Origin of the sequence: Micromonospora sp. NPDC002717, assembly GCF_040295705.1 — a bacterium.
In the GTDB taxonomy this organism is placed as follows: domain Bacteria; phylum Actinomycetota; class Actinomycetes; order Mycobacteriales; family Micromonosporaceae; genus Micromonospora.
The window spans coordinates 143,647-156,617 of record NZ_JBEOVW010000009.1; the positions used below are offsets into that span (position 1 = coordinate 143,647).

General features: G+C 73.4%; 13 protein-coding genes. 2 read left to right on the forward strand and 11 right to left on the reverse strand.

Features of this window, described 5'->3' with window-relative positions; translation table 11 throughout:
• Positions 1-43 precede the first annotated feature (43 nt).
• Complete coding sequence (locus tag ABT006_RS15985; protein WP_350706965.1) at positions 44-943, reverse strand: GNAT family N-acetyltransferase; 900 nt, start codon at positions 941-943, stop codon at positions 44-46.
• A 360-nt stretch (positions 944-1,303) separates the two neighbouring features.
• A complete protein-coding gene (locus ABT006_RS15990) occupies positions 1,304-1,999 on the reverse strand; it encodes a nucleotidyltransferase domain-containing protein (RefSeq protein ID WP_350707183.1) in 696 nt (231 codons plus the stop codon).
• 77 nt (positions 2,000-2,076) lie between these two features.
• Between ABT006_RS15990 and ABT006_RS15995 the strand changes: the two genes are divergently transcribed.
• Positions 2,077-2,991 (forward strand): SDR family oxidoreductase, encoded by a 915-nt coding sequence (locus ABT006_RS15995; RefSeq protein WP_350706967.1) that lies wholly within the window; start codon positions 2,077-2,079, stop codon positions 2,989-2,991.
• Here the strand turns inward: ABT006_RS15995 and ABT006_RS16000 are convergent.
• Positions 2,982-3,998, reverse strand: a complete 1,017-nt coding sequence (locus tag ABT006_RS16000; protein WP_350706969.1) for a helix-turn-helix transcriptional regulator — start codon at positions 3,996-3,998, stop codon at positions 2,982-2,984. The two genes, ABT006_RS15995 and ABT006_RS16000, sit on opposite strands and share 10 nt — an antisense overlap.
• Before the next feature lie 74 nt (positions 3,999-4,072).
• On the opposite strand from ABT006_RS16000, the gene ABT006_RS16005 reads away from it, so the two are divergent.
• Positions 4,073-4,864 (forward strand): EI24 domain-containing protein, encoded by a 792-nt coding sequence (locus tag ABT006_RS16005; RefSeq protein WP_350706971.1) that lies wholly within the window; start codon positions 4,073-4,075, stop codon positions 4,862-4,864.
• Positions 4,865-4,880: 16 nt separating this feature from the next.
• Here the strand turns inward: ABT006_RS16005 and ABT006_RS16010 are convergent, their stop codons facing one another.
• The 8 genes from ABT006_RS16010 to ABT006_RS16045 form a co-directional block, all read right to left on the reverse strand.
• On the reverse strand, positions 4,881-5,777 hold the full coding sequence (locus ABT006_RS16010) for a GNAT family N-acetyltransferase (RefSeq protein ID WP_350706973.1): 897 nt from the start codon (positions 5,775-5,777) through the stop codon (positions 4,881-4,883).
• Position 5,778: 1 nt separating this feature from the next.
• Positions 5,779-6,192: a RidA family protein gene (locus ABT006_RS16015; RefSeq protein ID WP_350706975.1), complete on the reverse strand. Its 414-nt coding sequence runs from the start codon at positions 6,190-6,192 to the stop codon at positions 5,779-5,781.
• Between the two features lie 55 nt (positions 6,193-6,247).
• Positions 6,248-7,255 carry a LacI family DNA-binding transcriptional regulator gene (locus ABT006_RS16020; protein WP_350706977.1) on the reverse strand — a complete coding sequence of 336 codons (1,008 nt, stop codon included), beginning with the start codon at positions 7,253-7,255 and terminating at the stop codon, positions 6,248-6,250.
• 19 nt (positions 7,256-7,274) lie between these two features.
• The gene (locus ABT006_RS16025) at positions 7,275-8,654 is read right to left on the reverse strand and encodes a GH1 family beta-glucosidase (protein ID WP_350706979.1); all 1,380 of its coding nucleotides are present in this window, start codon (positions 8,652-8,654) and stop codon (positions 7,275-7,277) included.
• Positions 8,651-9,484 carry a carbohydrate ABC transporter permease gene (locus ABT006_RS16030; RefSeq protein ID WP_350706981.1) on the reverse strand — a complete coding sequence of 278 codons (834 nt, stop codon included), beginning with the start codon at positions 9,482-9,484 and terminating at the stop codon, positions 8,651-8,653. Before ABT006_RS16030 ends, ABT006_RS16025 begins: the two co-directional genes overlap by 4 nt.
• Positions 9,481-10,491, reverse strand: a complete 1,011-nt coding sequence (locus tag ABT006_RS16035; RefSeq protein ID WP_350706983.1) for a carbohydrate ABC transporter permease — start codon at positions 10,489-10,491, stop codon at positions 9,481-9,483. Before ABT006_RS16035 ends, ABT006_RS16030 begins: the two co-directional genes overlap by 4 nt.
• Before the next feature lie 76 nt (positions 10,492-10,567).
• Positions 10,568-11,872 (reverse strand): ABC transporter substrate-binding protein, encoded by a 1,305-nt coding sequence (locus ABT006_RS16040; protein ID WP_350706985.1) that lies wholly within the window; start codon positions 11,870-11,872, stop codon positions 10,568-10,570.
• 300 nt (positions 11,873-12,172) lie between these two features.
• Positions 12,173-12,934 (reverse strand): maleylpyruvate isomerase family mycothiol-dependent enzyme, encoded by a 762-nt coding sequence (locus tag ABT006_RS16045; RefSeq protein ID WP_350706987.1) that lies wholly within the window; start codon positions 12,932-12,934, stop codon positions 12,173-12,175.
• Positions 12,935-12,971 lie beyond the last annotated feature (37 nt).

Below are 12,971 nucleotides of genomic sequence, written 5' to 3' on the forward strand. Positions count from 1 at the left end.
CGGTGGCTCCCGGCGCCGGACACCGACGCCGGGAGCCGAGCCGTCACACCAGGTCGATCCGTTCCCGCTCGATCGGATAGCCCGCCCTGGCGAAGGTGGCGGCCATCGGGTGGTTCGTCTGGTCGGTGGCCGCCACGATCCGGTCCACCCCCTCCTCCACGAGCAGGTGGGTGGCCTCGACCAGCAGGTACGCGTACCCGTGCCCGCGCTGCTCGGGCACCACGCCGACGAAGCCGACGATGGGGTCGCTGTGGTTGCGGGCCGGCACGGTGACGCCGACCAGTTCGCCGTCGGGCGTCCAGGCCAGCCGCCACCAGTCGCGCGGGCTCGGCAGCCAGCGCAACAGGTCGAGTTCCTCCTGCGCCGCCGCGTCCGGCCCGTGCTCGGCGGTGGTGTGCCGGGTGTGCGCGTCGAGGCTCTCCTCGCCCACCCGGCGCAGCACGTCGAGGATCACGGCGTCGTCCGGCTCCGGTCGGAACTCCAGCCGGCCGGGGCGGGCGGGCAGCCCGCACTCCGGCCTCCAGCGGTAGCGGTACCGCTCGACGAGCACCGACATGCCGGCTGCCGTCGCGGCGTCGATCCGGGCCCCGGCCTGGGCGCGGACTGCCGGGTCGTCCCGCCAGCCGGGCGGCACCGAGAGCGAGTACTCGGCCCGCAGCGGCGCGGTCCGGAGCAGCCGGACCGCCGCCTCCCGGTCGGTGAAGTCGAACCAGTCGAGGGCCAGCGGCGCGACGTCGTCCGGCCCGCCCCACCAGGCGGCGCGGGCCACCACCACGTCGCCGCGCAGGGCCACCCAGCTCCACTCGGGACGGTACTGGCCGTCGGCGGCCATGTCGGAGTAGTTCTCGCCGAACGCGGCGCGGCCCACCAGCCCGGGGTCGGGCAGCGAGTCGAACAGTTCTTCCTCGCCCACGGTGAGCGGGCGGATGACCAGGTCGGTCATGGGGATCCTTCCGGGTGCGACGTGCTCCCGGGTCAGGACCGTGGCGTCCTCGCGGCCGGGTGGGAGCACAGCGATGTCGTGATGGACACGGTGCCCACCTCCCTTCCAAGATCGAGGACGCCCGAGCAGACTAACAGCGCGCTCCGGCCGGCCCAACCGTATTGCGGCCCGGTCCGGTGGCCGGCCAGATCCTCCGTGCGGCGGGGTTTTCCGGTGGGGCTCAGCGCGGGGCGCGGTGGTCGGCCAGCTACGCAGACCCGTCCTGCCGCGCGCCCTGTCGAGCTGCCCCACGAACGGGGGCAGGCCCGGCGGCGCATCCAGGTCGTCGATCCGCCGCCCGCCGACCTTTCAGGGCGCGGGTCAGGGCGCGGTCAGCCCGGGCGGCAGGTGGGCGGCGCGGACGTCGAGCAGCCAGCGTTCCACGGTGGCCTCGTCCGGGCGGTCCGGCAGCGGGGAGCGGGCACGGTCGAAGTCGCGTTCCGCCTCGGCGAGCAGCGTGCGCGCCTCCTCCAGTTCGCCGTCGGCCACCCGATCGCCGAATGCCCGGAACCACCCGGGGTCGGCGAGCCGGATCTCCAGCACGCCGGTCGTGTAGAGCAGCCGGCCCTGGTGCACCAGCCGGGCCAGGTGCCGGGCGTGCTTGGCGGTCCGCCGCCGCGTGTCGGCCGAGAACGTGCCGTCGCCCCGGGACTCCAGCTTGCGGAACTGCTGGCCGGCGTAGCCGAGGTAGGCGTCGCGGACGCGGGGTGCGCTGAGGAACGCCGACCGGATGGCGATCAACCGGTCGCCGAACTCCGTCCGGGTCTCGTAGCAGTCGTCCGGCAGCCAGGCCAGCTCGGTGGCGGTCGGGTTGCCGCTCAACGCGAGCCGGCACCATTTCGCGGCCTCGTGCAGGGTCGTGTCGGGGTCGGTGGTCACCACCGACTCGCGGGGCGGGCGCAGGCCGTGGAACGCGACGGTGGGCGCGGCGAAGACGCCGATCCGGTCGACGTCGGAGCCAGGACCGGCCAGCCCGTACGCGACCGAGCCGACGATGCCGGAGAGCAGCAGGTGCATGCCGTCGAGCATGACGCACGGCCCGGGTGCGGAAAACCGGACTTCCGCTGTCAGGTATCGCTGACAGGCTGGCGGGCATGACGACACCGCTGACAGGGAAGATCGCGCTCGTCGCCGGGGCGACACGGGGCGCCGGCCGGCAGATCGCCGTCCAGTTGGGCGCGGCCGGCGCCACCGTCTACGCCACCGGCCGCAGCACCCGGGCCGGCCGCTCCGAGATGGACCGGCCGGAGACCATCGAGGAGACCGCCGAGCTGGTCACGGCGGCCGGCGGCACCGGCATCGCCGTCCGGGTCGACCACCTCGTCCCCGAGCAGGTGCGCGACCTGGTCGCCCGGATCGACGCCGAGCAGGGCCGGCTCGACGTGCTGGTGAACGACATCTGGGGCGGCGACCCGCTGATCACCTGGGAGAAGCCGGTCTGGGAGCAGCCGCTGGACGCGGGCTTCCGCACCCTGCGGCTGGCGGTCGACACGCACATCATCACCAGCCACTTCGCCCTGCCGCTGCTGGTCCGCCGCCCCGGTGGCCTGGTGGTGGAGGTCGGCGACGGCACCAGGGAGTACAACGACGCCAACTACCGGCTCTCGGTCTTCTACGACCTCGCGAAGGTCTCGGTGAACCGGCTCGCGGCGAGTTGGGCGCACGAGCTGAAGCCGCACGGGTGTACCGCCGTCGCGCTGACCCCGGGCTGGCTCCGGTCGGAGGCGATGCTGGAGCTCTTCGGGGTCACCGAGGAGAACTGGCGGGACGCCCTGGAGAAGGAGCCGCACTTCGCCATCTCGGAGTCGCCGGTGTTCGTCGGGCGCGCGGTGGCCGCCCTGGCCGCCGACGACGACCGGGCCCGCTGGAACGGGAAGTCCGTCTCCAGCGGCGAGCTGGCCAAGGTGTACGGCTTCACCGACCTCGACGGCAGTCGCCCGGACGCCTGGCGGTACATAGTCGAGGTGCAGGACGTCGGCAAGCCGGCCGACGTCACCGGCTACCGCTGACCGTCGGCGTCGGTCCGCGCCGTCCCGGGCTGGGGCCGTGTCGCGTAGAGCGTGGCGGCGCGGGACGTGGCCTCGGCCAGTCGCGCCCGCAGCCCCGGCGGGTCGAGTACCTCGACCTCCGGCCCCAACCCCAGCAACTGGCTGTACGCCACGTCGACGGACTCGACGGGCAGCCGGGTCGTCACCCAGCCCTGCCCGTCGGGACCGTCGGCGGCGGCGACCGCCTCGTCGTACGCGAAGGGGGCGTCGGCCAGGTGCCGGAGCTGGCGCAGGCCGGCGGGGCTCAGCCGGACGGTGACCCGGTCCCGCAGCATGCCCCGGAGGAACGCCTCGGCCTGCTCCCGCCAGTACCGGGCCAGGTCGAAGCCCTCGTCCCGGGCGAAGGTCTCCCCGCTCACCGCGACGTCGGTCACCCGGTCCACCCGGTACGTGCGCACGTCGTCGCCGACCCGGCCCACCAGGTACCAGACGCCGCTCTTGAGCACCAGGCCGTACGGGGACACCTCCCGGGTGACCTCGCGGTCCCCGCGCCGGTAGCGCAGCTCGACCACCCGGTCCCGCCAGACCGCCCCGGCCAGCTCGGTCAGCCACGGCGGCGGCCCCACCTCCCGGAACCAGCCCGGCACGTCCAGGTGGAACCGCTGCCCGGTGCGGGCCGGCGCGTCGCGCAGCGCGGGCGGCAGCGCGGCCAGCACCTTCAACTCGGCCGAGGCCACCGCGTCGGCGAGCCCCATGTCGCCGGCCGGCCCGCGCAGTCCGGCCAGGAAGAGCGCCTCCGCCTCGTCCCGGGTCAGCCCGGTCAGCCGGGTCCGGTAGCCGCCGAGCAGCCGGTAGCCGCCGGCCCGCCCCCGGTCGGAGTAGACCGGCACCCCGGCGGCGGAGAGCGCCAGCACGTCCCGGTAGACGGTCCGCTCGGACACCTCCAACTCCCGCGCCAGCTCGGCCGCGGTCATCGTCTCCCGCGCCTGGAGCAGCAACACCAACGAGATCAACCGGGCCGCCCGCACCCGTCCATCCTGCCCCGATGCCGTACGGCCGCTGTCGGGGCGTCGGCCGACGGCGACCACTAGGCTCTGCGGTCGTGAACGCACCCCGCATCGCCGCGCCCGTGACCAGCGCCGCCGGCCGGTTCTTCACCGGCGTGGGCCTGCTCCTGCGCGGCCTCGGCCTCTACGTCCGCAGCCCGGGGCTGATGCTGCTCGGCATCGTGCCGGCGCTGATCTCCGGTGTGCTCTTCGTGGCCGCGTTCGCCACCCTGGCGTACTTCGTCGACGACCTGGCCGCGCTGGTCACGCCGTTCGCCGACGACTGGTCGGCCACCTGGCGCAACCTGGTCCGGGTGGTCGCCGGGCTGGCCTTCCTCGGCATCGGCGGCCTGCTCGCGGTGGTCAGCTTCACCGCGGTCACCCTGGTCATCGGCGACCCGTTCTACGAGAAGATCTCCGAACGGGTCGAGGAGCGCCTCGGCGGCACGCCCGGCGCGGTCGACGTGCCGTTCTGGCCGTCGCTGCGGCGCAGCCTCGCCGACTCGGTACGGCTGGTGGGCCTGTCGGTGCTGTTCGGCATCCCGCTCTTCGCCGCCGGGTTCGTCCCGGTGGTCGGCCAGACCGTGGTGCCGGTGATCGGTGCGGCGGTCGGCGGCTGGCTGCTCGCCGTGGAACTGGTCGGCGCCCCCTTCTACCGGCGCGGGATGCGGCTGCCGGAGCGCCGGTCGATCCTCAAGGCGGACCGGCCGACCACGCTCGGCTTCGGGGTGGCGGTCTTCGTCTGCTTCCTGATCCCGCTCGGCGCGGTGCTGGTCATGCCGGCCGCCGTCGCCGGGGCGACCCTGCTGGCCCGCCGCGCGCTCGGCCAGCCCATCACGGCGGGCTGATCCACCGGCGGGGCCGTCAGGGCAGCTCGCGCAGGCAGGACCAGCTCGATCCGACCGGGCGGTAGCCGAGCCGGACGTTGACCGCCAGCATCGGCGCGTTCGCCTCGTCGTTCGAGGTGTAGGCGACGCGTACCCCGGTGGCGGCGGCGCGGTGCAGCGCCGCCGTCTTGGCCAGGCGGGCGAGCCCGCGCCCCCGGTGCGCCGGCAGCGTGCCGGTGTAGTCCGACCACATCCGGTCGCCGTCCCGCTTGACGAGGCTGAACGCCACCACCTCGCCGCCGGCCTCGGCCGCCGTGCTGGCCGCGCGGTCCAGGCCCAGGTTGTCCCAGACCTCGGAGCGCCAGCTCTCGTAGCTGATCGAGTCGGCCGGCACGTCCCCCGGCTCGTCGGCCGCCGCCGCCAGGTTGGCCAGGTGCACCCGGCGCGGGTCGACGTCGGTCAGCGGGAGCAGCCGTACGCCCGGCGGCGGCTCCGGCATAGGTGGGGCCGGTCGCAGGTCGAGTGCCGAGTAACGCAGCTCCCGGCTCGGCGTGAACCCGTGCCGGCGGGCGAACGGCAGGGACTCCGGCAGCGACCAGGTACGCACCCGGCGCGCCCCGACGGCCCGGAGGTGCCCCAGTGCGGCGGTCAGCAAGGCGGTGCCGGCGCCCCGGCCCCGGTGCCCGGGGTGGACGTGCAGCGTCGAAACCTCCCCGACGTCCGGTTCCGACGTCCGGTCGTTGCGGTACGCCGACACCCAGCCGACCACCGTGTCGTCCACCTCGACGACGTACGCGGTCCAGTCCTCGCCGGGCGGAGGCTGGGCGATCATGCGCCGGGTCGAGTCGACGCCGCGCACCAGGTAGGGATGCACGAGCGCGCGCAGCGCCACGACGGCCGACGCGTCGTCGGGGCGGGCGGTCCGGACCCGCACCTCAGGCCGCTCCGCGTACGGCGGCGACGGCCTCGACCTCGACGAGCTGGTCGGTGTAGCCGAGCACGGCCACCCCGAGCAGGGTGCTGGGCGGCTCGTGGTCGCCGAACGCGTCCCGGACCACCTCCCACACGGCCACCAGGTCGGCCTGGCGGGACGACGCCACGTAGACGGTGGTCCTGACGACGTCGGTGAGCCGGGCGCCGGCCGCCGCGAGGGCGGTCTCCAGGTTGGCCATCACCTGCCGGGCCTGCCCGACGGGGTCGCCGGGCGCCACGGTCCGCCCCTCGGCGTCGAGCGGGCAGGCGCCGGCGGTGAAGACGAGCCGGGCCGGCGGCTCGACCGTGGCCGCGTACGCGTACTCGGCGACGTCGGAGAGGGCGGGCACGGGGATCAGCCGGGTCGGTGAGGTCACGGCCGCGACGCTACCGCCGGATTCCGGGCGGCTCGACCGGATATTCGCCGACCGGTCAGGCCGACTCGCGGACCACCAGCTCGGTGGGGAGCACGACGGCCCGCTCGATCGCCTCCCCGGCGGCCAGCCGCAGCAGCAGCCGGGTCATCCGCCGGCCGAGTTCCACGATCGGCTGGCGGACGGTGGTCAGCGGGGGCTCGGTGTACGCGGCCGTCTCGATGTCGTCGAAGCCGATCACCGCCACGTCGTCCGGCACCCGCCGCCCCGCCTCGCGCAGCGCCCGCAGGGCGGCGTGCGCCATCAGGTCGGAGGCGGCGAAGACCGCGTCCAGGTCGGGGTGCTCGGCGAGGAGCTGCCGCATCGCCGTCGTCCCGGACTCGCGGGTGAAGTCGCCGGTCGCCACCAGCTCCGGCAGCCCGGCCTCGGCGACCGTGTTCCGGTAGCCGGTGAGCCGCTCGATGCCGGCCACCATGTCCTGCGGGCCGGCGATGGTGGCGATCCGCCGGCGACCGCCCGCGATCAGGTGCCGGACCGCCGTGGTCACCCCGCCGACGTGGTCGACGTCGACGTACGGCACGTCGGCGCCGTCGAGCGGGCGACCGCTGCACACCACCGGGATGCCCAGCCGGGCGAGCCGGCCGGGCAGCGGGTCCTCGCCGTGCAGCGAGGCGAAGAGCACCCCGTCCACGTGCCGCCCGGTGGTGTAGCGCTCCACCCGGTCGTGCCCGGCCGGCGAGCCGGCCAGCATCAGCACGAGCTGCTTGTCGGCGGCCTCCAGCTCCTGGGCGGCGCCCCGGATGATCCCCGGGAACACCTGGTCGTCGGAGAAGACCCGGGTGGCGGCCTCCGGCAGCACCAGGGCGACCGAGTCGGTCCGCTGGGTGACCAGGCTGCGGGCGGCCAGGTTCGGCACGTACCCCAGCTCGGCCACCGCCCGGCGGACCGCCTCCTGGATCGGCTCGGCGACGGTCGTGGAGCCGTTCACCACCCGGGAGACGGTCGCCCGCGAGACCCCCGCCCGCCGGGCCACCGCTTCCAGTGTCGGCCGCTGCGCCGTCGTCATCCCCGTTACCACCGCCTCGTCACAGCCCGTTCCGGGAGATCACCTCCTGGTACCACCGGGCGCTGGACTTCGGTGTGCGGCGCTGGGTCAGGTAGTCGACGTGGATGATCCCGAACCGTCGGCGGTAACCCTCGGCCCACTCGAAGTTGTCCAACAACGACCATACGAGATAGCCCCGCAGGTCCACCCCTCGGGAGATCGCCTCGTGCGCGGCGCGCAGGTGCCCGTCGAGGTAGGCGATCCGGTCGGCGTCGACCACCTGCCCGGCGCCGTCGGGGGCGTCGGCGCCGGCCTTGTCGGGAAACGCGGCGCCGTTCTCGGTGATCAGCAGCGGCACGCCGGGGTAGTCGGTGGCGAGCCGCTCCAGCAGCCGGGTCAGCCCGGCCGGCTCGATCATCCAGCCCATGTCGGTCAGCGGCCCGACCGGCGGTAGGAACTCGACGGCGCCGTCGGTGCCCGGGTACGCGCTGCCGCCCGCGCCGTCCGGCCGGCCGGCGACGTAGGTGGGTGCGTAGTAGTTGACCCCGAGCAGGTCGATCGGGGCGGCGATCAGCTTCTCGTCGCCGTCCCGGACGAACGTCGGCTCGACGATCCGGGCCACGTGCTCCAGCACGTCCTCCGGGTAGGCCGCCCGCAGCAGCGGGTCGAGGAAGATCCGGTTGTGCAGGCCGTCCACCAGGCGGACCGCCGCCGCGTCGGCGGCGCTGCCGGGGTCGGCGGGGCGCACGTCGGCCGGGTTGAGGGTGATCCCGACGGTCTCCGCGCCGGCCGCGCGCAGCGCGCGGGCCGCCAGGCCGTGCCCGAGCAGCAGGTGGTGTACGGCGGCGAAGGCCGCGCCCGGGTCCCGCTCGCCGGGGGCGTGCACCCCGTTGCCGTAGCCCAGGTACGCCGAGCACCACGGCTCGTTGAGCGTGGTCCAGGTGCGTACCCGGTCGCCGAGCCGGGCGTGCACCGCCGTGGCGTACGTGGCGAGGTGCTCGGCGGTCTCCCGGTTGGTCCAGCCGCCCCGGTCCTGGAGGGTCTGCGGCAGGTCCCAGTGGTAGAGCGTGACGATCGGGTCGATGCCCCGGTCCAGCAGCGAGTCCGTGAGCCGGTCGTAGAAGTCCAGGCCGCGCGGGTTGACCGGGCCGGTGCCGTCGGGCTGGATCCGCGGCCAGGCCACCGAGAAGCGGTACGCCCGCAGCCCCAGCTCCGCCATCAGCGCCACGTCGTCGGCGTACCGGTGGTAGTGGTCGCAGGCCACGTCGCCGGTGTGCCCCTGGTGGACCATGCCCGGCGTACGGCTGAAGGTGTCCCAGATCGACGGGCCGCGACCGTCGGCGGTGGCCGCGCCCTCGATCTGGTACGCGGCGGTCGCCGCGCCCCAGACGAAGTTCTCGGGGAATCGCAGAGTGCTCACGACTTGACCGCACCTTCCATGATGCCGCCGATGATCTGGCGGCCGAACAGGACGAAGACCAGGAGCAGCGGAAGGGTGGCGATGGCCGTCCCCGTGAACACCTGGGACATGTCGGTGTAGTACCCGTCGGAGAGGGTGCGCAACGCGAGCTGCACGGTCGGGTTCTCCGGATCGTTGAGGACGGCGTACGGCCAGAGGAAGTCGTTCCAGGTCGTCATGAAGGTGAGCAGCCCGAGCACGGCGGCGGCCGGGCGCAGCGCCGGCAGCACCACGTTCCAGTAGATCCGCGCGGTGTTGCAGCCGTCCATCCGGGCCGCCTCGATCAGCTCGTTGCTGACGGCCTGGCCGGCGTACTGCCGCATCATGAACACCCCGAAGCCGGTGACCAGGGCCGGCACGATCACCGCCGGCAGCCGGTCGTTCCAGTTCAGCCTGGTCATCAGCAGGTAGAGCGGGATGACGCCGAGCTGGGTGGGCACCATCATCGTCGCGATGATCACCATGAGCAGCGCGTTGCGGCCCCGGAACCGCAGCTTGGCGAAGGCGAACCCGGCCAGCGTGGAGAAGAAGACCACCGAGACGGTGACCGTGGTCGCCACGATCGCCGAGTTGACCAGGCCGGTGACGAAGTACGCGTCGGTGTTGCCGAGCAGGCGGGAGACGTTCGCGCCCAGGTTGCCGCCGGGGGTGACCGGGGGCGGGAGCTGGCCCATCGCGTCGTTGGAGCGGCTCGCCACCACGAACATCCAGTAGATGGGGAAGATCGACAGAACCCCGGCGGCGATCAGCGCGGCGTAGGTGAGCCGGCTGGCGGCCCAGAGGCGGGTCATCGGGGTTCCTCCTTCGGCCTCGCGTCCACCTTCGGGGGTCGTGCGGCGCCGAGCCGGCGCAGGAGCAGCACGTTGACCGCCGCGACGACCGCGATCAGCGCGAAGAGCAGCCACGCCACCGCCGAGCCGTACCCGAAGTTGTAGTGGGGCGCGAAGGCGTTCTCGAACATGTACATGGTCACGGTCTGCGACTCCCGTAGCGGTCCCCCACGGATCGGGTTGGTCCCGGAGTGGAAGAGCCGGGGCTCGGTGAAGAGCTGGAGCCCGCCGATGGTGGAGATGATGACGGTGAAGATGATTGTCGGCTTGAGCAGCGGCACGGTGATCGACCAGAACTGCCGGGCCCGGCCGGCGCCGTCGATGGCGGCCGACTCGTACAGGTCGCGTGGGACGGCCTGCATCGCGGCCAGGAAGATCAGCGCGTTGTAGCCGGTCCACCGCCAGTCGACCATCGCCGAGATGGCCACCCAGGACGCGAACCGGTTGGACTTCCACTCGACGGCGTCGATCCCGACCAGGTCGAGCAGCCAGTTGACCATGCCGAACTCGCGGCCGAAGAGCACCCCGAAGACGATCGCGACGGCGGCGGTCGAGGTGATGTTGGGGATCAGCACCGCCATCCGGAACGTCGTCCGGGCCCGCAACCGCCGGTTGAGCAGGTTGGCCAGCCAGAGCGCGGCCAGCAGCTGCGGGACGGTGGAGATGACGAAGATGCCGAGGGTGTTGACCACCGCGTGCCAGAAGTCGGTGTCCGCCAGCAGGCGGCTGTAGTTGTCGAGGCCGACGAACGGGTGGTCGCTGCCGAGCAGGTCCCAGTCGTGCAGCGAGACCCAGAACGTGTAGGCCAGCGGGTAGACCCCGAACACCGCGAAGAGCACGAAGAACGGGGCGATGAACAGGTAGGGCGAGAACCTCGTGTCGAGGCGGCTGAGCCGCATTCCCGGCGTACGCCGGCCGGTGCGGGGCGCCGGTGCCACCGGCGGGCGTGCGTCGAGCTGGGCGGTCATGCCCGAACCACTCCTTTCCCGGGTGCGGGCGGGACCGGCGCCCCGGCGCCCACCCGCCCGCAAATCCCGGCCCGGGCTACTTGGCGGCGGCCTTCTTCGCGTTGTTCACGGCGTCCGTCCAGCCCTGTTCGGGGCTGCGCTGACCGAGTTCGACCGTGCGGACGGCGTTCTCGACCTCGGTGCGGACGGCCTGGTTCTTCGGCCCCATGTAGACCGGCTTGAGGGTCTTGGCGCCCTCGCCGAAGATCCGCCCCACCGGGGCGTCCGAGAAGTACGCGTTCGTGGCGTCGACGATCGCCGGGTCGGCCAGCGCCTGCGGCGAGGAGGGCAGCGGGCCCTTGGCCTTGAACGCCCCGATCTGGCCCTTGGCGCTGGTCAGGAACTTCGCCAGCTCGATCGCCTCGGCACGGTGCTTGCTCTGGGCGGGCACGGCGAGCCACGACCCGCCCCAGTTGCCGCCGTTGCCGGGCACCCGGGCGATGTCCCACCTGCCCTTGGCCTCGGCGCCCGCGTTGCCCTCGATGACGCCGGTCATCCACGCCGGGCAGGCGATGGTGGCGAACTTGGCCTGCTTGAAGGCCGAGACCCACTCCTCGGACCAGGAGCCGTACCTGCCGGACAGCCCGGAGTCGACGATGTCCATCGTGGTGTCCCAGGCCTGCCGGACGGCCGGGTTGCTGTCCACCACCAGGTTGTCGGCGGTGTCGTAGTAGTGGTAGCCCTGCGCGTTGCCCGCCGTCTGGAGCACGATGGTGTTGAAGATGTTGGTCGCGGCGTCCAGGAACGAGGCGCCGGTGTTCTTCGCCTTGAACTGCTCGCCGACCCTGATGTAGTCCTGCCAGGTCGGCCAGAGCTTCGACACCTCGTCGCGCTCGGTGGGCAGGCCGGCCTTGGCGAACAGGTCCTTGCGGTAGCACATCGCCATGCCGCCGACGTCGGTGCCCAGGCCGATCAGCTTGCCGTCCTGGGTCATCCCGCCCTTCCACTTCCACTCCAGGAAGTTGCCCTGGAGTTCGGCCCCGCCGTGGTCGAGCAGGTTGACGAAGTTGTCGGGGTTGGCCTTGTACTCGACCATCAACCCCTCTTCGATGGCGACGACGTCGCCCGCGCCCTTGCCGGCGGCGAGCCACTGGGTCAGCTTCGGTGAGTAGTCGTCGAGGTTGGTGCCGGTGCCCCGCTCGACGATCTTCACGCCGGGGTGGCTGGCCATGTACTCCTTGTAGAGCTCCTCGTAGCCGAACTGGCTGAACACGTCGACCGTCAGCGTGATCTGGCCGTCGTCGGCGGGTTCGTCGCCGCCGGCGCAGCCGGCGGTGGCGAACAGCGCGGTGGCGGCGACGAGAGCCACCGCCGCCAGGCGGCGGCGCGGAAAGACACCCATTTCTGTCGGACCCCTCTCAGGTCGTCTGAGGTGGTGAGGCAGGTGGTGGAACGGAGCTGAGAGAGCGCTCTCACGACAGGGTGGTGCCTGGTGGGGGCGGTGTCAAGAGAGCGCTCTCAACGCCGTGCGGAGACCGCCGCCGCCGGGCCGGCCACGGACCGGGCGGCCGGGACGGAGCTGGCCGCCGACCGGAGCCGGCGAGGGCTGCGACGCCAGTGGCCGCCCCCGGGACGGGGACGGCCACTGGCGGACGTGCGGCGGGACCGCGCGGAGCCCTCGGGCCCCGGCTCCGCGTGGCGGTCAGCCGACGCGCAGACCCTCGAGCAGGGCGGGATCGCCGGCCACGTCGAGCGTGTCGAAGCTGACCCGGCCCCAGAGCGCGAGCAGCAGGTCGCTCGCCGTGCCGCTGACCTGCGCCCGGGCGTGGTGGTCGTCGTGGTCGAAGATGGTGGCGGTGTCCAGCAGGGCCACCCCCTCGCCGCGCAGCCGGAGGAACCACTGCTGGGCGGCGTCGACCGCGGAGAGCTGCACCACCCCGTGCCACCGGCCGGCGGTGCGGCGCCGGCCGGCGGGCAGCCAGGTGTCCAGCACCTCGCTCACCCCGTCGGCGGCGAGCTTGGCCTCGACCGGCTCACCGGCGGCGATCGCGAGCTGGGCGTCCCAGCGGTGCACCGCGGTCTCGTGCGCCATCCGGCGCGGCCAGAAGCCCGCCTTCTTCGGCTGGGGGGCCCAGTTCCAGGCCGGGGCCTCCGGGTCGAGGGCGTCGAAGAGGGTCATCAGCTGGTCGTACTCCTGCTGCCAGAGCCGGAGCGGGGCGACGCCGGCCTCCGGCTCGATCCGCTCGGGCCGGCCCGGCGGCCGGGTGGCCGCGCCGGCGCCCGCGAACGAGCGCACCCAGCGGTAGATGGCGGCGAGGTGCAGGGTCAGGTCGGCGACGGTCCAGCCGGGACAGGACAGCACCGGGGTCTCCGGTGGCGCCTCCGCCACGGCCGCGGCGAACGCCGGGCCCTCCGCCCGGAGCGCACCGATCCAGAAGTCCTTCGTGCCGTGCAGTCTGCTCATCGCCATCCTCCCGGGGGTGACCGGGCCACCAGTGGGC